This is a genomic window from Bacillus sp. EKM501B (assembly GCF_011800505.1).
Classification (GTDB): domain Bacteria; phylum Bacillota; class Bacilli; order Bacillales; family Bacillaceae_G; genus Bacillus_A; species Bacillus_A cereus.
Window position 1 is genome coordinate 689,998 of record NZ_JAALFZ010000002.1, and the last position, 21,824, is coordinate 711,821.

Sequence of the window (21,824 nt, forward strand, 5' to 3'; positions counted from 1 at the left end):
TTTAGCATTGACAATGATAATGATTTTCATTATCATTTAATGTATATGAGTTCTCGAAAATAAAGGCTATATTTATAGGAGGAATAAACATGATTATCGTTACAAATACAGCTAAAATTACAAAGGGAAATGGACATAAATTAATTGAGCGTTTTAATAAAGTAGGTAAAGTTGAAACGATGCCAGGCTTTTTAGGTCTAGAAGTTCTTTTAACGCAAAATACAGTTGATTATGATGAAGTAACAATTAGCACTCGCTGGAATGCAAAAGAAGATTTCCAAGGTTGGACAAAGAGCGCTGCATTTAAAGATGCTCACTCACATCAAGGCGGAATGCCAGAATATATTCTTGATAATAAAATTGCTTACTATGATGTAAAAGTTGTACGTATGCCAATGGCTGCAGCACAGTAAAAACAGTCCTTTTTTAAAGTATAGAATATGAGAAGCGTTATCTATCACTTCTCATATTCTATACTTTTTTCTTTAATTTCTTTTTATTAATTTTGCGTGTACAACTAGCCTTCCAGCCTCTGGATCAAGCGCATAGTCACAAGTAGAAAGTGTTACGATTTCATCATTAGCCGTCAATTCCGTATCCGTTTTGTACAGTGATTTTTCTTGAATTTCCTTTAAGAACGATGTATATGCTGCATCATTTTCAAAATCCGTTTCAATGTAATAAAAGTCCGTTGTTGTCGTGTATACTGAAAAAACTTCCACGTCGTATCCTTCAAATAATGTATCGTAATATAATTTACGATGAGACATAAAAAAGTCTTCTTCCAACATCTTTTTTAAACTACCAAACATAGAACCGTCTTTCATACGATGGCCATATAAAATCGTATTTCGATTTTGAGATTTCACATCATTACGATGGTCCATAAAAATGCTTCCCGCTCTCATATCTTCACCTTTATAATTACGAAATAAATAGTAATCATTATCTTTTGCTTGAACGATTGGATAATTAATTTGTGTATCATCCATCGTAATCCATCCGACTATCTCTGGATTAATTTTCTGGAGATCCTGAAACTGTTTACGTACCTCTCCATCTTCTGATTTTTCTTCCATTGGACTTCTTTTATAAATATGTTGTGCCTCAGCCATTACTTTACGATTTTCATAATAATCCATGAAAATCCCGCCCAACTCATACATTGAATAGAAAAAGATTCCTAAAAACACAATTGTAAGTATGCGTTGAAAAAAAGAATTCTTTTTCCGTCCTTTCTTACTATTCAAATTATCACCTCAAAACGGATTATGCTCAGCCTTTAGATTCCCATAGGTACCATGTACAATCCGGTATCTTCATCCTGCTTTACAATGACATCTACACCATATATTGCTTTAATCATTTCTTCTGTTATTACATCATTAGGATTACCTTTCGTAATGATTTCTCCATCTTTCATAACGATAATATGGTCGCTATAACGAATGGCTTGATTAATATCATGTAATACCATTACAATCGTTAGTCCATGCACTTCATTTAACTCTTTCACTAACTCTAATATTTCTAGCTGATAGTAAATATCTAAATATGTGGTCGGCTCATCTAAGAAGAGCATTGGTGTATTTTGAGCTAATGTCATTGCGATCCAAACTCGCTGCCTCTCTCCACCAGATAAAGCATAAATTGGCTTATCACGCTTACTTTGTAAATTCGTACATACTAGCGCACGCTCAATCGCTTCTCTATCTTCATCTGTTTGCGGAGAGAATATATTTTTATATGGCATACGCCCGAAGCTTATTAGCTTTTCCACTGTAATATCTGCTGGAGCCTCATTTTGTTGATGGACAACCGCTAGTTTTCTAGCAAACTCTTTCGGTTTATATTCACTAATCGCTTTCCCATCAAGTATTACTTCTCCACTGCTAGGAGCGTGGTTTCTAGACATGACACTAAGTAATGTTGATTTCCCACATCCATTCGGTCCAATGATTGTTGTAATTTTCCCAATTTCTATTTCACTACTAACAGACTTTAATCGATTTGTTACGTTATCGTATGAAAAGGTTACATTTTTAATTTCCATGAACTTTATCACTCTTTCCAAGCAAGAATATTAAGAATGGACCACCAATAACCGCCATAATTGTTGCTGCTGGAATTTCGTTAGGTGGCACAATTAACCTTCCAATCGTATCTGCCGTCAAAATTAATAACGCCCCTGCAAGAGCAGAAAATGGAATTAATACTTTATGGTCTGAACCGACTAATTGTCTTGAAATATGCGGAACTAGTAATCCTACAAAAGCAATAACACCTGCAATCGCTGTTGATACTGCCGCTAAGAGTACTGCAATGGCAGAAATAATAAGACGAACTCTCGTCACGTGCAAGCCTAAGTTTTTCGCAGTCTTATCTTGTAGCGATAATAAGTTACACCAAGCTCCTACGAACAGAGCAAGAATAAGACCAATCGTTCCATAAGTCACCATTATTTCTACATCGCCCCACGTCTTCATTGTTATGTTAGAAGTCGTCGTTTGCTTAATACTCTTAATAAAATATCCACAAATCGTAACGAATGATTCATTTAATCCAGTAAACATTGCATTAATGGCAATACCAATTAAAATAATGCGAAGCGGGCTTAATCCTGATTTCCATGAAAACGAATAAACGAGATAACATGCAAGCGCACCACCTAAAAAGGCGAATACGGGTGTCCAGAAAAAGAATTGCGGGAACAACGTAATAATAACGAGTGTCATAAAACTTGCTCCTGAAGATATACCGATTACCCCAGCATCAGCGAGTGGATTTTTCATAACAGCTTGAAAAAGCACACCTGAAACAGCGAGAGCCGCTCCAGTGAACAACGCAATAATAATACGCGGAAAACGTAAATCTTTAATGACTTCAACATCTTCATTTCCACCTGTAAATATCCCTTGTACAAGTTCAACAATACCTACTTCTAAACTACCTTTCATCGCTGACAATGATGTCATAACAATAAGCAATGCAGTAACAATGAGGAAACTCCAAGTTTTTTTATTCATTCTACTCTTCCTTTATATTAAAATGCATCACGGATACATCATTTTTTTCAATTCATCTAATGCTTCAATTGCTGCTAAATTACCTGTCGTTCCAAATAAACGCTCTTCTAAATCGTAAACACGGTTATTTTTAACCGCAGCAAAGTGTTTCCAAATATCATTTGTTTTAAATTCTTTATCAAACATTTTTACAACTTCATCAGGCATACCATGAGCTGCTCGTAAAATAATATCTGGATCAGCTTTCTTTAAATACTCTGTATTAGAAGCTAAATATTCTACTTGTTCACCTTGCACAATATTTTTACCACCTAGTTGTTTCACTAAATCTCCAATATAAGAATGCTCTGTTGCTACTAAATAACTTCCCGGCACACCTAATAAAATAAGCACTGTCGGTTCTTTCTTTCCTTTTACTTCTTTTTGAATGCTAGCAACCTTTTTATCTAATTTAGTTACTACTGCTTCGGCCTGTTTTTCACGCCCATATTTCTTACCTAAATCGCTAATAGAACTTTGCATATTTTTCAAACTCGTTAAATCTAAAAAGTTTGCTTTCATACCCACACCATCAAAAACTGGCTTTAATTCATATTCAAGTGTTGTCACAGATAACACTTCTGAAGGCTTTAATGACTTTACCTTTTCCATATCTGGACTCATTGGATTCCCAACTTCAGGTAAACCTTTATATCGCTTCGGTAAAGTTTTAGAACTTGTTGGAACGCCGACTAAATCTACTTCTAACGCATCCATAATTTCAGTAACAGCCACTGTTGTTGCAACAACGTGCTCTTTACTTTCACTCTTTACCTGCTTTGCTGATTCTTTTTTTGGTGATGAGCACCCGGCTATACCCATTAACAAAATGATAGCCATTAGTACACTTGCAATTTTCTTCACTCTCAATCACCACTCCTTTCCATACAATATGAAACAAGTCTTGATGCACGCGAACATGCATCAAGACTCCAAAAATTACAATCTACCTGCTCTATATTTACGAACTAGTAAAGCAAGTGAACCTAGCAGTAACACCATGTATAAACCAAGTTGTGCTGTATCTGCAGTTTTTGAGTTTTTCTCTTTTTTTGAATCATTTTTTGTATCTTCTTTTTTCTTCTGACCATCTGCATTTCGGTTAAAATCAGGAGTACCTACTGTTTTTACATTATCTACTTTCGGTGTAGTCACTGGATTTTTCGGTTCATTTTTCGGTTCCTCTTTAATAGTTCCTAACGCGCCGATATTATTTGTATCAAATTGAATTTGTACATCGTAGAAATGATGGTAGTTCATCTCATCGATGTCTACCTTTACTTTTGCGTTTAATTTTTTAAATAGATCTTCTACTTCAAACTGTACTACTCGCGTATTTGCATTTTTATCTTCGCTTACTACTTTCGCATCAGCGAATAGTTCATTGTTTTCCGCTTGGAATTTCGTAATCCACGCACTATTTTTCAGCGTCATCTCAATATATTTTTTACCATCTTTTACGATTAATTTCGCTGGATTTACAACATAGTCATTCATCTTTGAAATCTCATCTGTTTTATCTTTTAATACTTTAAATGTAATATCATATTGGCCATCTACTAAATTTTCCGGATCAACTATTACTCTCGGTTTATTATTTTCATCTTGGTTGTCGTTTCCGCCTTGGTTGTCGTTTCCGCCTTGGCTATCTAACGGCTTAATGCTACCTTTATCAAATGCAAATTGAATATCGTAAAAATGGTGATAATTCATTGAATCGATATCTACTTTTACTTTTGCATTTAACTTTTTTGATAAATCTGGTACTTCTACTTCCACTACGCGTGTATCAGCTTTTTTATCTTCACTTATTACATGTGCATCAACAAACGAACCATTTTTCTCAAATTCAAATTTTGTAATCCAAGAACTGTTCGTTAACGTAAATGATACATACTTCTTACCATCTTTTACTTTTAGCACACCTGGACTTTTTGTATATGTGTTCATCATTGAAATTTCGTCTGTTTGATCTTTTAATGCTTTGAAATTGATGCTGTATTCACCATCTTTAATTGTTTCAGCATCTGGTTTTTTATTTTCATCTGGTTTTTCTACTTCCGGTTTTTCTGCTTCTGGTTTTTCTACTTCCGGTTTTTCTACTTCCGGTTTTTCTACTTCTGGTTTTTCTGCTTCCGGTTTTTCTGCTTCCGGTTTTTCTACTTCTGGTTGTTTCTCTTCATTTTTAATTTGTTCAAGTTTATCTTGTTCAAATAAAAGTTGTACATCATGCGTTTGCTTATAATTTCTTGATGCCATTTCGATAAATACTTTTGTATTTAGTTTTTTAGATAAATCGTTTACTTCAAACTCTACTACTCTTGTATCTTTTTCCTTATCCTCACTCACTACTTTTGCATCAACAAATGCGCCATCTTTTTCCGTTTGGAAATTTTTAATTAATGAGCTACTTTTTAATGTTACAATTGCTTTTTTCTTACCGTTTTCTACTTTTAATACTCCTGGATTTACCATGTAAGTATTCATCTTAGATTCTTCATCTGTTTGATTTTTTAACACTTTAAATGGAATGCTGTACGCACCATCTGTAATTGTGTTAGAATTTGGTTGTTGATCTGGGTCAGGCTTTTGGTCGGGCTTCTGACTTGGATCCGGTTTTTCATTTGGATCTGGCTTATTAGCTGGGTCCTCTTTTTCATTTGGTTGTTCCACATGAATTGGTGTAATACTATTTTGATCAAATGCAATACGAACGTCGTACTCATGATGATAATTTAAAAAATCAATATCTACTTTTACTTTTGCATTTAATACCCTCTCTACATCTTCTACATCAAATTCTACTACTCTTGTATCTTTTTCTTTATCTTCACTAATTATATTTGTCGCAACTAGCTTACCTGCTTTTTCTGTTTCAAACTTCGTAATCCATGAACTATTCGTTAATGTAAAGGATACTTTCTTTTTCCCATCCTTCACTTTTAAAGTCCCTGGGCTTACTGAATATTGATTCATCATCGATTCTTCATCTGATGTATCTTTTAAAACTTTGAACCCAATTGAATATTCACCGTCAGCCAACTTGGTAGCTGCTTGAACTGCAAGTGGTTGTAATGTTGATACGAATGTAAATATCATTAAAAACATAGCAACAATAATTTTTGTATACCTGTTCAATGGAACGACTCTCCCTTTTGAAAATTATTTAATACTGCTCCCATCAAATACAAAGCGAATATCATATGAAGCATTATAATTAATAATTGGAATATTAATTTTCACCTTTCCATTTAGTTTTTTTGACAAGTCAGTAACTTCAAATTCTACTACTCTAGTATTATCTTTTTTGTTTTCACTTAACACGTTTGTTTCTACAAATTGACCATCTTTTTCTACTTGGAAACTTTTAATAGAAGCACTATCTTTCACTTTAAATGAAACATATTGTTTTCCATTTTTAACTGTTAATGTTGCTGGGCTTTCAAAATAACTATTCATTCTAGACGATTCATCTTTATCGCCTTTCCATACAGTAAAAGCAATATTATATTTTCCATTAGCTAGTTTTGTAGCAGCCTTTGCATCTTGTAAACCTAGTGTTGCGATAAACGTAAATAAAACAGCAAATACAGCAATAATCATTTTAAATTGTTTAAACATATATTCATCACCCTTCAAAAGATTTATTTACTCAACTTCACTTTACGAATTAAGAAAGCACCTGAAATAAGAATTAACGCTACAAACAATCCAATACGTGCTTCATCGCCTGTTTTTGGGTTATCTGTTTTTTCAGCTTTTCCATTTTCATTTTTTGTTTCTTTGTTCACTTCTTTAGCTGTTTCCTTACTCTCTACTTTTGTTTTCTCTTCTTTTACTTGTGTATCTGTTTTCGCTTGATCATTATTTTTTGTTGTAGCAGCTACGCCGTTATCGCCACCTACAGCTTTTACATTTGCATCAAAAGCAAAACGAATTGTGTAGTGGTGGTCATAGTTTGCATTTGGTACAACAACATGAATTTTTACAGCTGCCGGTTTGGATAAATCATCTACTTTAAACTCTACTGTTCTTTTATCTGCCGATTCATCTTTACTAACAGCTTTCGCATCAACAAAATTCCCATTCTCTGGTGCTTTAAATTCTGTAATCCAAGCACTATGATTCATCGGAACTTGTACTCTCATCTCACCGTTTTTCACTATTAATTTTGCCGGCTTTTCAAAATAGTCATTTGCCATTGAAGCTGAATCATTTTCCGCTTTTTGAATTACGTAATTAATATCGTAAGTACCATCAGCTAGTTTTGCTGAAGCATTCCCGTATGGCATTACAAGAAAAGCTAGCATACATACGAACGTTATAATAAAAGCGGGTAATACAGAAACCTTTTTCATTTTTCTTGTTTCCTCCTTGCTTATCTTTCATTTCACTTTTTGAAAATGATAATTATTCTCAATTTATAAGAAAAAAATAATCTCTTCTACCTATTATTTAATTAGCATTCTTTTATGTAACATAAGTATTATTGATTATCATTCTCATTTAATATTAAAAATAATATCTCACCCTATTCCTTATACGAAGGCATAGAAACTGAGAAAAAATGATAAAACGCATTTATTTATTGATTATCATTCTCAATTCAAATCAAAAAAAATAAACTATCTCTTCTCCTCTTCTTTCACCTCTTCCCACAACAACACTATAGTTATAGAAACCCCTTTTCCCTCACTTCCCTTCCAATATTTCCACAACTAAGTCAATCTTAGCCTACTCATAATTTTTTTGTCAACTATATTACGTATAAAATTTTTAATATCTGAATTTCTCTATATGCGGCTTTTTTTACAAAAAAAGAGACTTTCTATAATAGAAAGCCTCTTTTCTCTATTTTTCTACAGCAATTTCCTGCTTTTGAAACTTAGAAACTATATAACCAAATCCTATACCGATTATGCCTGGAACTAACCAACCAATTCCTACACTATATAATGGAATCTTATCTAAAATAGGTGCTAGCGCTGCAATTTGAAGGTTTGCATTGTGTAATCCATCAAAGAAACTTATTGCAAATGCTCCTACAATCCCGCCCACATACATCGCTAATGGAAGACGAACGTAGTTTTCAACAAGTGATAATACGATAAGTACGATTCCAATTGGATAAATTGCGATTAAGATTGGTAATGCTAATGCATTTAACTGAGTTAACCCAAGATTTGCTACCATAAATGCTAATACACAGAAAATGAAAACGACTTTTTGATAAGAAAGCTTTGGTAATAAGGAAGAGAAGTAATCACCACAAGCTGCAACAATACCTACAGAAGTTGTTAAACATGCTGCTGTAATTGCGATCCCTAGTAATAAAGTTCCGTAGCTACCAAATAAATGATTCACGACATTTGTTAAAATAATTCCTCCGTTTGCGCCCATTCCAAGTGACACACTAGAAGCTCCAAGATAAGCAAGTGCTAAATACACAAGTAGTAGACCAAGCGCTGCAATAAATCCTGCAAAGATTGTTACTTTTGCAATACTGTTTTTATTTGTAATTCCTTTTTCTTTTAACGCATGAATTACAACATTTCCGAATACCAGTGCTGCAAGTCCATCTAAAGTTAAATATCCATCAATAAATCCTTTAAAGAGAGGAGCACTATACGCTTCTGTCGGTGCACCAAATTCTCCAATTGGTGTAATAAGTGCTTTACCTACGATAATTGCAATAACAGCTAATAATATTGGAGTTAGCACCTTACCAATACGACCCACTAATTTCGAAGGATTTAAAGCTAAATAGAAAGTGACTGCAAAGAAAATAAGTGTAAAGATAACAAGTGGATATGACTGACCAGCTATCTCACTTGGTAAAAACGGTGCAACACTCATCTCATAAGCTACTGTTCCTGTACGCGGCACACTTACGAATACGCCTAAACATAAATAAATTGCAGTGATAAAAACAAGTGCGAATATAGGATGTACACGTCCTGCTAGCTCATTAATATCTCCCTTTAAAGCTATAACAATTACTCCTAATAAAGGTAGTCCAACGCCTGTTACGATAAAACCAAACAGCGCGATCCATACGTCCGTTCCAGCACCTTGCCCTAACGCTGGTGGAAAAATCATATTACCTGCACCAAAAAACAGTGCAAATAACATTAAACTTATTGCAAACATCTCCGAAAACTTTAAAGATGATTTCATTTCTACTAACCTCCTAAAATAATAAATTAACAAAATATTCTGAATTAAAATCCGTCACATATCCTCTTTCAAGCATACTTCCCCGTAAAAGAACGCAAAAAACACCCGTCCCTAACAAAGGGACGAGTGTTGAAATCGTGGTTCCACCCTTATTCTAATAAAATGAATTTATAACGAAATAAGCTCATTTTATAGCTCGTGTAAATTGATAACGGTTTTATCCGCCAAGAATTACAATGCATCATGTATGCAGTTCACTCTTGAAGTTTAGAGGTGGTAAGCTTGTCTTTTCGTATTAGGAAGCTCACAGCCTAAGGCTTCCCTCTCTGAGAATCGTAAAATACAACTCATGTCCTCATCATTACTTTTATAAAATATCTTGTCGAAACTTGTTGTTTTTTATTATATGGGCTATTTTTTAAAAAATCAATAGTTTTATTTTTTCTGACAAAAAAAATATAGGGAGAAAATTTTCCCTCCCTATAACTGCCCTATTAAAATTTCTAACTCTTCAGCTGTAACGCTCCGCCACTTTCCAACTTCAAGCTCATTTAGCTCTATATTCATAATGCGTACTCGCTTTAGCTTTATTACAGTAAACCCGAAAGCTCGACTCATTCTACGAATTTGCCTGTTCATTCCTTGCGTTAAAACGATACGAAATGTTGATTGATCGACTCTTGTCACTTTGCACGGCTTCGTCATTCCATCTTTAATCTTTACACCGCTGGACATCTCATCAATAAACCAGTCCGTAAAAGGTTTATCGACTGTGACAACATATTCCTTCTCGTGCTCATGATCACCATGTAAAATTCGATTCGCAATGCCGCCGTCATTCGTTAATAAGATAAGTCCTTCCGATGCTTTATCTAATCGTCCAACTGGAAAGATTCGCTCTGGATAATTGATATAATCAATAATATTATCTTCAATATGATCAGCTGCTGTACAAGTAATTCCGACTGGTTTATGAAAGGCTATGTACACCTTTTCTTTCTCTTCTTTTACAATAACTTGCCCATCAATCGTTACAACATCACCATCGCTCACAAGTTCACCGTGCGTACATATTTCACCATTAATAGCCACGCGTCCAGCTTTAATGAGGCGATCTGTTTCACGTCTGGAGCATGATTTTGCTTCGCTTATGTATTGGTTGATTTTCATGTTCTATTCCTTTTCACATATATTAAAAGCGTCAATCTATGGCAATATAATTCTGCCACGATTGACGCTTTTTCACTTCGCAAAAACAACTAAATAAATAACCCCAATCACCAAAAATATTCCGCAACAAGCTAACAATACTTTTGCAAGTTTGTCCATAAACATATAATGGTTTCCCCTTTGTTTCGTTGTTTTCTATTTTAATTCGACAACTGTTACGCCTAGGCCTCCCTCGCCCATGTCGCCGTAACGGAAGGTTTTTACACCGCGATGCTTCTTCAAGTAATCTTGTACACCTTGGCGAAGTGCTCCTGTCCCCTTACCGTGAATAATTGATACGCGAGGATAGCTTGCAAGCTGGGCATCGTCTAAGTATTTCTCAACGCGCGCCATTGCATTTTCAAATCGTTCACCACGAAGGTCAAGTTCTAATGAAACGTGATAGTCTCTACCTTTTACCGTTGCAACTGCTTTTTTCTCTGTTTGCTTCGGTGTGTTAATGTATTCCATGTTAGATTCTTTTACTTTCATCTTCAGAATACCGATTTGTACGCTCCACTCAGTATCGCTTACTTTTTCAAGTAATTGACCTTTTTGACCGAACGTTAATACTTTTACTTCATCACCTGCACGTAACTGTTGCTTCGGCGCAGTGTTTTTCACGTTTACTTTTTGTTTCTTAACAAGCTCTGGTGCTGCGCCTTCTAGACGGCTCTTCGCTTCAATTAACTCGTGATCTTTCACGTTTGCAAGCTGTGCTTTACGCAATTGACGAAGTTCTTGAATAATGCCTTCTGCTTCTTTCTTTGCAGCTTCGACTTTTTCTTCCCCTTCTTTTTGCGCTTTTAATAATCGTTCATCGCGATCTTCGTTAAATTCAATGATTTGACGTTGTAATTCACGATGAAGTTTTTCAGATTGTTTGCGAAGTGCTTCTGCTTCGTTCCAGTCACGCTCTGCGTTCTTCTGGCTTTCTTCTAACTTCGCAATCATATTTTCAATTTTATTCGTATCTGTACTAATGTGGTTGCGTGCTTGGTCAATAACGCGATCAGATAATCCAAGACGTTTCGAAATTTCAAAGGCATTACTACGGCCTGGTACACCGATTAATAATTTATAAGTTGGACTTAATGTATTTACATCAAACTCAACACTCGCATTAATAACTTGCTCACGGTTATATCCGTATGCTTTTAATTCTGGATAATGTGTCGTTGCAACAACGCGAGCACCGCGATTACATACTTCATCTAAAATCGAAATTGCTAGTGCAGCCCCTTCTTGTGGGTCTGTTCCAGCACCTAATTCATCGAATAAAACTAAGCTTTCAAAATCAGCTTTTTCTAAAATATCAACGATGTTCACCATATGTGAGGAGAACGTACTTAAACTTTGTTCAATCGATTGCTCATCACCGATATCAGCAAATATATTTTTAAACACACAAATCTCTGACTCATCCATTACTGGAATGTGAAGACCAGATTGCGCCATTAAAACACAAATACCAACTGTTTTCAGCGTAACTGTTTTACCACCTGTATTCGGTCCTGTAATAACAATTGTCGTGAAATCTTTACCTAACATAATGTTATTTGGCACAATAATTTCTGGATCGATTAGCGGATGGCGAGCTTGTCTTAAATCCATATAACGCTCGTTATTTACGATTGGTTTCGTTGCTTTAATTCGCTTTGCATAAAAAGCTTTCGCAAAAATGAAATCAAGATTCGCAACTACTTCTACGTTTGATAAAACGATATCGGCTTCTACTGCCACTTCTTCTGTTAACATCAATAAGATGCGTTCGACTTCTTGTTTCTCTTTCACACGAGCTTCTTGCAGTGCGTTATTTAATTCTACAATGACTTGCGGTTCAATAAATAACGTTTGTCCAGAAGCTGATTGATCGTGAACAATACCACCATATACGCCGCGGTATTCTTGTTTTACTGGGATTACGTAACGTTCGTTACGAATCGTTACAATCGAGTCAGACAGCATCTTTTGCGCATTTGAAGAGCGCGTCATATTTTCTAATTTTTCACGAATACGGCTTTCCGCAGTACGAATTTGAGTACGAATACCACGCAGTTTATCACTTGCGCTATCGACTACTTCACCGCCGTCACCGATACAATTTGTAATTTTCTTTTCTAAATCATATAAAGATACAATTTGAGCGACGTGAGTTTCTAAAATCGGAAGCTCGACACCGTTATCAGCCATATCTTCAATGAAACGTTTCATATTACGACTACCATACATCGTATTCGCAATATCAAGTAATTCATTTGGACTTAACATACTCCCAATTTTTGCACGCTTCACATTTGAGCGAATATCCGTAATACCACCTAATGGTGCACTACCTTTTAAACGAATAACTTTCGCTGCTTCATCCGTTGTATCTTGCATTTCTACAATTTCTTCAAAATCAGTGCTCGGCACTAAATGCTTCACTTTGTCACGGCCAAGTGAAGAGGCTGTATGTTCAAGTAATTGTTCTTTTACTTTATTGTATTCTAATACACGCAACGTTCTTTCTAACATGTTGCAGGTCCCCCTTGCGTTACTTATTACGTTTAATATAGTCTAATAAACGTTCAATATCCCATGTGTTAATCACGTTATCTTTTTGAATCCAACCTTTACGTGCTGCTGCTACACCTGTTTCCATATCTTCTAACATTTCAAGTGTATGAGCATCTGTATTAATCGCTACTTTTACACCAGCATCTTGTGCTTGTTTTAATAATTTCGCGCTTAAATCTAGACGGTTCGGATTCGCATTTAATTCTAAAACTGTATTTGTCTCTTTTGCGAGTTCAATTAATAAATCTGTATCTACATCATAACCCTCACGGCGCCCGAGAAGACGTCCTGTCGGATGAGCAATCATTGTGACATGTTTATTCTCAAGTGCAGTACGCAGACGCTTCATGATCGTTTCACGGTCTTGTGAGAAGCTAGAGTGAATCGCTCCAATGACATAGTCTAATTCTTCTAATACTTCATCATCAAAATCAAGCGAGGCATCTGGTAAAATGTCCATTTCAATTCCGCGTAAAATTGTAATGTCTGGATACTTTTCATTCATACGTTCAATTTCTTTCGCTTGCTCACGAAGACGCTCTTTCGTTAAACCATTCGCTACTTTTAAGTATTGCGAGTGATCAGTAATCGCCATAAACTTATATCCACGAGCACGGCACGCTTGTACCATTTCTTCAATAGAAAAAGCACCGTCACTCCAAGTTGTATGCATATGTAAATCACCTTGTATATCGGAAAACTGAATTAAGTTCGGATACTCTTTAATTAATTCAATTTCTTTTCCATCTTCACGCACTTCTGGCGGAATAAATGGTAGACCGAAATGAGCAAAGAAGTCTTCTTCAGTCTCAAATGTTTTCACTTCACCTGTTTCTAAGTTCTCTACACCGTACTCACTAATTTTCTCGCCTTTATCTTTTGCGATTTGACGCATTTTTACGTTATGGTCTTTTGATCCTGTGAAATGGTGAAGTGTTGTAATAAACTCTTCTGGTTTTACTAAGCGGAAATCGATTGAAATATCATATTCATATTGAAGACGAACAGAAACTTTCGTATCCCCACTTGCGATTACCTCAATCATATTATCGAATTGTAGTAAATGCTCACGTACCGCTGCTGGTTCTGTCGTTGCAATGATAAAATCTAAATCTTTCACTGTTTCACGAACACGGCGCAAACTACCAGCGCGAGAGAAACGAATTACTTCAGCAATATTCGACAATTTCTCCTCTATTTCCCCGGCAATAGGCAATACCATCGCAATTGGTAAACGCTCTGGACGAGAGCCTACTTGATCGATTGCTTCTAATATTTTCTCTTCTGTCTTCTTACCGAAACCAGCTAAAGCTTGTACTTTATTTTCCTCACAAGCAGCTTTTAACGTCTCCATATCAATAACGCCTAGCTCTTTATATAACTTAGCCACCTTTTTACCACCAAGACCTGGTAGTTTTAATAACGGCAATAAGCTACTCGGTACTTCTTTTTCAAGTTCTTGTAATACTTCAGATGTTCCCGATTCTATATATTCTTGAATAACGGCTGCTGTTCCTTTTCCGATGCCCGGAATCTTTGTGAAATCTTCAATCTCAGAAAGACTACGATCGTCACTTTCTAATGCTGCTGCCGCTTTACGAAATGCAGATATTTTAAATGGATTCGCACCCTTTAGTTCCATAAAAAGCCCGATTGTCTCTAATAATTTGATAACTTGTTTTTTATTTACTTTCATCATTACCCCGCCTTTCTTTCATAGAAAAAAACTTCTCTTTCCGAAAAAAGAGAAGTTATACTCTGCTACCTGTCTGCCATAGTTCCTTCACCTTTTCAGATAGAATCGGTGTATCGTCTACAATTATTTTGCTAATTGATGATTTTTGTAATGGTGTTTGTACTTGTTCAATCGGAAGAATGTTTCCAATGATAATTAAGACAAACAAAACAATATATACTTCTAAAAATCCGAGGATTGCCCCCGCAAACGCATTTACTTGCTTTAAAACCGGTATTTCTGCAAACATATTTAACAAATTACCAAGTAATGAAAGTGCTATTTTTGTAATAATAAACAATATGATAAACGCAAGCGCTTGATAAAATACTGTCTCAATATTATTTGCATCAATCCATTCTGGAACAGATACGTTTTTATCAAATGGATACGGAATAAATTTCGCAAGTGCTGGCGCTAAATCTTTACAGTACCAGTATGCAACAAGGTATGCGATAATAAAGCTTGTTAACTTTACAAGTTGCAGAATAAACCCTCTGCGTAAGCCGAGGAAAAATCCCATAACAAGCAGTAAAATGATAATAATATCAATCATGTTATTCCATTCCTTTTTTTGTCATACTTTCTTTCAATTTCTCATGTTCTTCTTTTAATTTTATGTAATCGTGTATGACGTTTACCGCCGTCAATACCGCTAGTCTACTCGTGTCAAGCGAAGGATTCTTGGCATTGAGTTCGCGCATTTTATCATCCACAATCGCTGCTACCATGCGGATATGACTTGTACTTTCATCGCCAACAACTGAATATTGCTGACCATAGATTTCTACATTAATTCGACTTTTCTTTCCCTTTTGTTGTGACAACTCACCGGCCTCCAATCACGTACAGAATCCTAAAGTTTATCATACCATGAACCTTCATAATATGGAAACAGAAAGAACAATCCGATATGATAAAAATAACAATATAAAAAAAGGGGCGACCATTATGTCAAATTCTATCGTAATTCAAACAAATTCTACAGTAATTGAAGACATGAAACAACAATATAAACATTCGCTTAGCCCGAAAATTCCACAAGGCGGAATCTTCATGGCAAAGGTGCCATCTTGCACGATTACAGCGTATAAATCTGGAAAAGTAATGTTCCAAGGAGGCCGCGCTGAAGCAGAAGCTTCTCGTTGGCAAACTGTCTCTCACGCGCCAAAAACAGCTGTAAAAAAATCTGTCGATTCACACCGTTATGCGCCGCCTGCTTCCATCAGTACAATGTCTATTGTAGGGTCTGATGAAGTTGGTACTGGTGATTTCTTCGGACCAATGACAGTCGTTGCTGTATATGTGGATGCGAAGCAAATTCCACTACTAAAAGAACTTGGTGTAAAAGACTCTAAAAACTTAAATGACGATCAAATTACTGCCATTGCGAAACAACTTCTACACGTTGTTCCTTATAGCTCTCTTGTCCTTCATAACGAAAAATATAACGAGCTATTTGATAAAGGAAACAACCAAGGTAAGCTAAAAGCTTTACTACACAATAAAGCTATTACAAACTTATTAGCTAAAATGGCACCTACAAAACCTGAAGGCGTCTTAATCGACCAATTCACACAACCTGATACATACTACAAATATTTAGCAAAACAAAAACAGGTACAGCGTGAAAATGTTTATTTCGCTACGAAAGGTGAAAGCGTCCATTTAGCAGTAGCCGCTGCTTCTATTTTAGCTCGCTACTCATTCGTAAAACAGTTTGACGAACTAAGTAAAAAAGCTGGTATGCCACTTCCGAAAGGTGCTGGTAAACAAGTTGATATCGCTGCTGCTAAATTAATTCAAAAGCTTGGTAAAGAACGATTACCCGAGTTTGTGAAACTGCATTTCGCTAATACAGAGAAGGCGCTTCGCTTATTAAAATAGTATCGACAAAAACAGGAGCCTACAAACTCCTGTTTTTTGTTTCATCCTACTATTGTCCTTATAGTTTTGTTATAATTATAATATACAGATTATTCTAACATAGGAGGAGATCTACATTGCTACTTCTACAAATGATTCTAAATATTTTACTAGGCGATCCACACGAAAGACAGTTCGAAATTAGAGAAAACATTCAGCTACTAAGTGAACAACCAGCGTTCAACGATTTAATAGAGCGTTATGGTCGATCTTTCTTATTAAACTTTCGGATTCGAAGATTTATCGGGAAACACGATGCACGCTTGTTAATACATAATCCAGCAAAACTACAACACTTCTGTGAAGAACTTGAATGTATGATTAGAAAAAGGAGGTTTTTCATATGAACGCTGTAAAAGTTAAAAAGGTACTATATGCTTTCGTACACCTCGTAGGCCCACTTTCTTACCTCACTATTTCTATAATTTGGGGAGCTTTTTTCACTACTAAATCCACATTCGAAAATATATCTGATAATCTTGGCGTGATGGCCATCTATTACGTGTTCATAAGTTTACTGTGGTTTTTCTATTTAGATCGATTAGACAAAGACATAAATAAGATTACAAAAGAAATTAACGATAATAAGATGTAACACATAACAAAGGAGAGCCCTTAAGACTCTCCTTTGTTATGTTAGCTTCGTTTCTGCTTCTTATTTGATGAAGATACTTTATGAGAACCTGTTTCATGTGTCGTCGTTCCTTGTCCTTCAACTTCTGGAGAACCTAGGCCCGATCTTGAATGATCTTTTTTCACTTTTTTACTCATTTATATTCACCCCTTCGCGTTACTTTTTGCTACGAGGGAATAAACTATACAATATGTAAAATAAAAAGCGAGAGGAAATCCTCTCGCCTTTTTTCATATTTTAGAATTCAGAAGAACCTGGAGTTCTTGGGAATGGAATTACGTCACGGATGTTAGCCATACCAGTGATGTACATTAGGAAGCGCTCGAAACCTAGACCGAATCCAGCGTGTTTTGTACCGCCGTATTTTCTAAGTTCTAAGTACCACCAGTAGTCCTCTTCGTTCATACCTAATTCTTTAATTCTGTCTACTAAAACGTCCATTCTTTCTTCACGTTGGCTTCCGCCGATTAATTCGCCGATACCAGGAACTAGAAGGTCCGTAGCAGCTACTGTTTTACCGTCTTCATTTAAACGCATGTAGAATGCTTTAATGTCTTTCGGATAGTCAGTTACGAATACAGGGCGTTTGAAGATTTCTTCTGATAAGTATCTTTCGTGCTCTGTTTGTAAGTCAATTCCCCATTCTACTGGGTATTTGAAGTCAGCACCTGATTCTTGAAGCACTTTAATTGCTTCTGTATATGTGATGCGACCGAAGTCAGAGTTGATTACGTTGTTCATGCGCTCTAGAACTGTTTTATCAACGAAGCTGTTGAAGAATTCCATTTCTTCTGGTGCATGCTCTAATACGTATTTCATTGCATATTTCAGCATATCTTCTGTAAGGTTCATTACGTCACCTAGTTCAGCGAATGCAATCTCAGGCTCAACCATCCAGAACTCAGCAGCGTGACGAGTTGTGTTTGAGTTTTCTGCACGGAATGTAGGTCCGAATGTGTATACATCACGGAATGCTAATGCATAAGCTTCAGCGTTCAGCTGTCCACTTACTGTTAAGTTTGTTTCTTTACCGAAGAAGTCTTTTGACTCATCAACTTTTCCGTCTTCACCTTTTGGTAGGTTATTTAAATCTTGCGTTGTTACGCGGAACATTTCGCCAGCACCTTCTGTATCACTACCAGTGATGATTGGTGTGTGGACATGTACGAATCCACGCTCTTGGAAGAATTGGTGAATCGCAAATGCTGCGATAGAACGTACGCGGAACGTTGCAGAGAATGCATTTGTTCTTGGACGTAAGTGAGCGATTGTACGTAAGTATTCAAACGTATGACGCTTCTTTTGAAGTGGGTAATCAGAATCTGATAAGCCCTCGATATCAATTTTTTCTGCTTTAATTTCAAATGGTTGCTTCGCTCCCGGCGTTGCAATTACTTTACCTTCTACTTTAACTGAAGAGCTAAGTGGAAGTTTTGCAATTTCTTTGAAGTTCTCTAATTCTGTATCGAAAACGATTTGAACGCTTTTGAAGAAGCTACCGTCGTTTAATTCGATGAAACCAAATGCTTTTGAATCACGTAAGTTACGAATCCACCCTGATACTTGTACTGTTTGATCTGCATACTTTTCTGTATCTCTATACAGACTTTTTACTAATGTGTTTTCCATAGTGAAATTCTCCTTTGCTCATATATTTAAATACAAAAAAACCTTTCATCCATAAAGGGACGAAAGGTTAAACTTCGCGGTACCACCCAATTTGTCATAAAGACCAACTTTAACTCGTATGTAATACATACTTCCCGGTTTGTAACAGGCCGGATTCCCGTCTAAGTCTACTCTTGAATACAAAATTCAATTTCGGTTAGCAACTCCAAGGTGTTCTTCACATATACCGCCTCATCAGGCTCTCACCGTCCCTGACTCGCTTTGGATTATAGTATATACTACTTTTCCTTATCATCGTCTTTCATTTTGTTAAACTAAAATTAATGTACTACATTCGAGAGAAAGATGCAAGGTGTCGGAAAATATATGAGCGATTTTTGTAATATATCGACTTACCGACAGTGTCCGACAACCAATCCAATAAAAAAATTGCCGGAATGAATCCGGCAATTTTCTAATTACTTACGTAACTCCGCACCGAATTTCTCTTCTACCGTTGTTAGTACACGGTTATGTGCTTCTGTTACTTCTTCGTCTGTTAATGTACGTTCTGCATCGAAGTAAGTCATAGAGAATGCAAGTGATTTCTTGCCTTCTTCCATTTTTTCACCTTCGTATAAGTCGAATAGTGTTACGTCTTTCAGAAGTTCTCCGCCAGCTTCAGCAATGACTTGCTTCATTTCACCAGCTTTTGTTTCTTTTGTTACTACAACAGCCATGTCACGTGTCATAGATGGGAAACGTGGAATTGCTGAGTAGTAAGTTTCCTCAGCGTCTGCACCGAATACTTTTACAAGAGATAATTCAAATACGAATGTATTTTTCACATCTAATTGTTTTTCTGCTTCTGGGTGCAATTGACCGATGAAACCAATTATTTCGCCATCTAATACGATGTCAGCTGTACGGCCTGGGTGCATACCTTCACGTTTTGCTGGTGCATATGTGATTTGATTTGAAACGCCAAGCACGTCGAATAGTCCTTCTAGTACACCTTTCACAACGAAGAAGTCTACTACTTTCTTCTCACCTTGCCATGCATGGTGAAGAGCAAGACCTGTCATAACACCTGCAAGATGTTGTTCTTCTTTCGGAAGTTCTCCTTCTTCTGTCGGTAAGAAGATAGAACCTACTTCGTATAAAGCAACGCTGTCGTTTTTACGAGCGACATTGTATGAAACTGCTTCTAGTAATTGCGGTACTAAGCTTAAACGAAGTTGGCTACGTTCTTCACTCATTGGAAGTGCAAGACCTACAGGCGCCTTTTCGTTTGGCTCAACCATATATTGTTTCGCTTTGTCAGCGCTTGTTAATGAATACGTAATTGCTTCATATAAACCAGCACCCTCTAAGAAGCGGCGTACTTTACGACGTTTCGTTTGTGCTGATGTTAATTTACCACGAGTCATCGTTCCAGAAGGTAATGTAACTGGAATGTGGTCATAACCGTATAGACGGCCCACTTCTTCTACTAAGTCTTCTGAAATTGTAATATCAGGACGACGTGCTGGTACATTTACATGGAATGTTCCTTCTACTTCTGTAAATGGGAATTTCAAGTTTGTGAACATTGTACCCATTTCACTCGCAGAAATATTTGTACCTAATACACGGTTTACTTTTTCAGCAGTAACAGATACTGTACGCTCTTGTACTTGTAAGTTGTCAGCTTCTACTACACCTTCAAGTGCTTCACCGCCAGCATATTTCGCCATTAAAGCAGCTGCGTGTTGAATTGCTTCAAATGTACGTGTTGGATCGATTCCTTTTTCGAAACGTGCACTTGATTCACTACGAAGACCTAAGTCTTTTGATGTACGACGTACTGTTTGACCTGCAAAGTATGCAGACTCAATTAGAACGTTTACTGTCTCATTTGTAACTTCAGAATCCGCCCCGCCCATTACACCAGCAACAGCTAAAGCTTTCGTGCCGTTTGTAATTACAAGATGGTGGCTTTGTAATGTACGCTCTTGATCATCTAACGTTTCAATTTTTTCGCCTTCTTTTGCAAGACGAACAACGATTTCTTTTGAACCTAATTTATCGTAATCGAATGCATGTAACGGTTGACCGTATTCCATTAAAATGTAGTTTGTAATATCAACTACGTTGCTAATTGGACGAATGCCAGCTGCCATAAGACGAGTTTGCATCCACATTGGTGATGGACCAATCTTTACGTTTTTAACCATTTTTGCAATGTATAACGGGTTTTCTTCTTTCGCTTCTACACTTACAGAAATATAATCAGAAGTTTTTTCTGCTGTTTCTTGTAAGTCGATAGCTGGAAGTTTTACTTCGCGGCCATAAATAGCAGCTACTTCATATGCAACACCTAACATGTTTAGGCAATCTGCACGGTTTGGTGTTAAACCAAGCTCAAGTACTTCATCGTGTAAGTTTAAAATTTCAAGTGCATCTGCACCAACTTCAGCGTCACTTGGGAAGATGAAGATACCATCTGCATATTCTTTTGAAACTAACTTTCCATCAATGCCAAGCTCTTGAAGAGCACAAACCATACCGTGAGAAGCTTCACCACGTAGTTTTGCTTTTTTAATTTTGAAGTTACCAGGAAGTACAGCACCAACTTTTGCAACTGGTACTTTTAAACCTTTTGCAATGTTAGCAGCTCCACAAATAATTTGAACTGGCTCTTCTTCACCGATATCGATTAAGCATTTGCTTAATTTATCAGCTTCTGGGTGTTTTTCACATTCTAATACGTGACCAACTACAACACCTTTTACACCTTTATTTAATACTTCAACGCCTTCTACTTCAATACCACTTTTCGTGATTTTGTCTGCTAGTTCTTGTGCTGTTACATCTTTAATATCTACATACTCTTGTAACCAACGATATGATACGAACATATTTATCCTCT

Annotated in this window: 20 protein-coding genes and 2 other annotated features; of the genes, 4 read left to right on the top strand and 16 right to left on the bottom strand. The window is 36.3% G+C overall.

All coding sequences use genetic code 11. The annotated features are described in order from the left end of the window. Window positions 1–89 precede the first annotated feature (89 nt). Window positions 90–413, top strand: coding sequence for a heme oxygenase (gene isdG / locus HFD78_RS08395; RefSeq protein WP_000587818.1), 324 nt, complete (start codon window positions 90–92; stop codon window positions 411–413). A 72-nt stretch (window positions 414–485) separates the two neighbouring features. On the opposite strand, the gene srtB is transcribed toward isdG, so the two are convergent. From srtB to zapA, 13 genes are all read right to left on the bottom strand, one after another. After that, on the bottom strand, window positions 486–1,250 hold the full coding sequence (srtB, locus tag HFD78_RS08400; RefSeq protein WP_001086124.1) for a class B sortase: 765 nt from the start codon (window positions 1,248–1,250) through the stop codon (window positions 486–488). Between the two features lie 32 nt (window positions 1,251–1,282). After that, window positions 1,283–2,053, bottom strand: coding sequence for an ABC transporter ATP-binding protein (locus HFD78_RS08405; protein WP_000403760.1), 771 nt, complete (start codon window positions 2,051–2,053; stop codon window positions 1,283–1,285). Continuing rightward, window positions 2,043–3,026 carry a FecCD family ABC transporter permease gene (locus tag HFD78_RS08410; protein WP_001036847.1) on the bottom strand — a complete coding sequence of 328 codons (984 nt, stop codon included), beginning with the start codon at window positions 3,024–3,026 and terminating at the stop codon, window positions 2,043–2,045. The genes HFD78_RS08405 and HFD78_RS08410 overlap by 11 nt, the downstream gene beginning before the upstream one ends. Window positions 3,027–3,053: 27 nt before the next feature. Continuing rightward, a complete protein-coding gene (gene isdE / locus HFD78_RS08415) occupies window positions 3,054–3,935 on the bottom strand; it encodes a heme ABC transporter substrate-binding protein IsdE (protein ID WP_002101379.1) in 882 nt (293 codons plus the stop codon). Between the two features lie 69 nt (window positions 3,936–4,004). Next, window positions 4,005–6,203: an NEAT domain-containing protein gene (locus tag HFD78_RS08420; RefSeq protein ID WP_001083182.1), complete on the bottom strand. Its 2,199-nt coding sequence runs from the start codon at window positions 6,201–6,203 to the stop codon at window positions 4,005–4,007. 24 nt (window positions 6,204–6,227) lie between these two features. Then, window positions 6,228–6,686: an NEAT domain-containing protein gene (locus tag HFD78_RS08425; protein ID WP_000476168.1), complete on the bottom strand. Its 459-nt coding sequence runs from the start codon at window positions 6,684–6,686 to the stop codon at window positions 6,228–6,230. 23 nt (window positions 6,687–6,709) lie between these two features. Further along, window positions 6,710–7,423, bottom strand: coding sequence for a heme uptake protein IsdC (gene isdC, locus HFD78_RS08430; protein WP_000757942.1), 714 nt, complete (start codon window positions 7,421–7,423; stop codon window positions 6,710–6,712). 493 nt (window positions 7,424–7,916) lie between these two features. Then, the gene (gene brnQ6, locus HFD78_RS08435; protein WP_000842650.1) at window positions 7,917–9,242 is read right to left on the bottom strand and encodes a branched-chain amino acid transport system II carrier protein BrnQ6; all 1,326 of its coding nucleotides are present in this window, start codon (window positions 9,240–9,242) and stop codon (window positions 7,917–7,919) included. Window positions 9,243–9,357: 115 nt separating this feature from the next. Next, window positions 9,358–9,613, bottom strand: a binding site (T-box leader). Window positions 9,614–9,722: 109 nt separating this feature from the next. Next, window positions 9,723–10,412, bottom strand: coding sequence for a 23S rRNA pseudouridine(2604) synthase RluF (locus tag HFD78_RS08440; protein ID WP_000700746.1), 690 nt, complete (start codon window positions 10,410–10,412; stop codon window positions 9,723–9,725). Window positions 10,413–10,607: 195 nt separating this feature from the next. Further along, the gene (locus HFD78_RS08445) at window positions 10,608–12,968 is read right to left on the bottom strand and encodes an endonuclease MutS2 (protein WP_000893716.1); all 2,361 of its coding nucleotides are present in this window, start codon (window positions 12,966–12,968) and stop codon (window positions 10,608–10,610) included. 19 nt (window positions 12,969–12,987) lie between these two features. Beyond that, window positions 12,988–14,706, bottom strand: coding sequence for a DNA polymerase/3'-5' exonuclease PolX (gene polX, locus HFD78_RS08450; protein WP_000867517.1), 1,719 nt, complete (start codon window positions 14,704–14,706; stop codon window positions 12,988–12,990). Between the two features lie 55 nt (window positions 14,707–14,761). After that, the gene (locus HFD78_RS08455) at window positions 14,762–15,301 is read right to left on the bottom strand and encodes a CvpA family protein (RefSeq protein ID WP_000565412.1); all 540 of its coding nucleotides are present in this window, start codon (window positions 15,299–15,301) and stop codon (window positions 14,762–14,764) included. Window position 15,302: 1 nt separating this feature from the next. Continuing rightward, complete coding sequence (gene zapA, locus HFD78_RS08460; RefSeq protein ID WP_000082701.1) at window positions 15,303–15,572, bottom strand: cell division protein ZapA; 270 nt, start codon at window positions 15,570–15,572, stop codon at window positions 15,303–15,305. A 124-nt stretch (window positions 15,573–15,696) separates the two neighbouring features. Here zapA and rnhC point away from each other — a divergent pair, with 124 nt between their 5' ends. The 3 genes from rnhC to HFD78_RS08475 all read left to right on the top strand — a co-directional run bounded on the left by rnhC (window position 15,697) and on the right by HFD78_RS08475 (window position 17,266). Beyond that, window positions 15,697–16,632: a ribonuclease HIII gene (gene rnhC / locus HFD78_RS08465; protein ID WP_000071566.1), complete on the top strand. Its 936-nt coding sequence runs from the start codon at window positions 15,697–15,699 to the stop codon at window positions 16,630–16,632. A gap of 116 nt (window positions 16,633–16,748) precedes the next feature. Then, window positions 16,749–17,018 (top strand): hypothetical protein, encoded by a 270-nt coding sequence (locus tag HFD78_RS08470; RefSeq protein WP_000925537.1) that lies wholly within the window; start codon window positions 16,749–16,751, stop codon window positions 17,016–17,018. Next, window positions 17,015–17,266, top strand: a complete 252-nt coding sequence (locus HFD78_RS08475) for a hypothetical protein (protein WP_000994758.1) — start codon at window positions 17,015–17,017, stop codon at window positions 17,264–17,266. Before HFD78_RS08470 ends, HFD78_RS08475 begins: the two co-directional genes overlap by 4 nt. Window positions 17,267–17,307: 41 nt before the next feature. Here the strand turns inward: HFD78_RS08475 and HFD78_RS08480 are convergent, their stop codons facing one another. The 3 genes from HFD78_RS08480 to pheT form a co-directional block, all read right to left on the bottom strand. Beyond that, complete coding sequence (locus tag HFD78_RS08480) at window positions 17,308–17,442, bottom strand: YuzL family protein (RefSeq protein ID WP_000039590.1); 135 nt, start codon at window positions 17,440–17,442, stop codon at window positions 17,308–17,310. A 100-nt stretch (window positions 17,443–17,542) separates the two neighbouring features. Next, a complete protein-coding gene (gene asnS, locus HFD78_RS08485) occupies window positions 17,543–18,934 on the bottom strand; it encodes an asparagine--tRNA ligase (protein ID WP_000432177.1) in 1,392 nt (463 codons plus the stop codon). A 52-nt stretch (window positions 18,935–18,986) separates the two neighbouring features. After that, window positions 18,987–19,238: a binding site (T-box leader), on the bottom strand. Between the two features lie 154 nt (window positions 19,239–19,392). Beyond that, entirely contained in the window at window positions 19,393–21,813 is a 2,421-nt protein-coding gene (pheT, locus tag HFD78_RS08490) for a phenylalanine--tRNA ligase subunit beta (protein WP_000498189.1), read from the bottom strand. Window positions 21,814–21,824: the final 11 nt, after the last annotated feature.

Coding starts and splice junctions, on each gene's coding strand:
- isdG (WP_000587818.1), top strand. CDS start 90: ATGATTATCGTTACAAATACAGCTAAAATTACAAAGGGAAATGGACAT.
- HFD78_RS08405 (WP_000403760.1), bottom strand. CDS start 2,053: ATGGAAATTAAAAATGTAACCTTTTCATACGATAACGTAACAAATCGA.
- HFD78_RS08410 (WP_001036847.1), bottom strand. CDS start 3,026: ATGAATAAAAAAACTTGGAGTTTCCTCATTGTTACTGCATTGCTTATT.
- HFD78_RS08425 (WP_000476168.1), bottom strand. CDS start 6,686: ATGTTTAAACAATTTAAAATGATTATTGCTGTATTTGCTGTTTTATTT.
- isdC (WP_000757942.1), bottom strand. CDS start 7,423: ATGAAAAAGGTTTCTGTATTACCCGCTTTTATTATAACGTTCGTATGT.
- brnQ6 (WP_000842650.1), bottom strand. CDS start 9,242: ATGAAATCATCTTTAAAGTTTTCGGAGATGTTTGCAATAAGTTTAATG.
- HFD78_RS08440 (WP_000700746.1), bottom strand. CDS start 10,412: ATGAAAATCAACCAATACATAAGCGAAGCAAAATCATGCTCCAGACGT.
- HFD78_RS08445 (WP_000893716.1), bottom strand. CDS start 12,968: ATGTTAGAAAGAACGTTGCGTGTATTAGAATACAATAAAGTAAAAGAA.
- polX (WP_000867517.1), bottom strand. CDS start 14,706: ATGAAAGTAAATAAAAAACAAGTTATCAAATTATTAGAGACAATCGGG.
- HFD78_RS08455 (WP_000565412.1), bottom strand. CDS start 15,301: ATGATTGATATTATTATCATTTTACTGCTTGTTATGGGATTTTTCCTC.
- rnhC (WP_000071566.1), top strand. CDS start 15,697: ATGTCAAATTCTATCGTAATTCAAACAAATTCTACAGTAATTGAAGAC.
- HFD78_RS08475 (WP_000994758.1), top strand. CDS start 17,015: ATGAACGCTGTAAAAGTTAAAAAGGTACTATATGCTTTCGTACACCTC.
- HFD78_RS08480 (WP_000039590.1), bottom strand. CDS start 17,442: ATGAGTAAAAAAGTGAAAAAAGATCATTCAAGATCGGGCCTAGGTTCT.
- asnS (WP_000432177.1), bottom strand. CDS start 18,934: ATGGAAAACACATTAGTAAAAAGTCTGTATAGAGATACAGAAAAGTAT.
- pheT (WP_000498189.1), bottom strand. CDS start 21,813: ATGTTCGTATCATATCGTTGGTTACAAGAGTATGTAGATATTAAAGAT.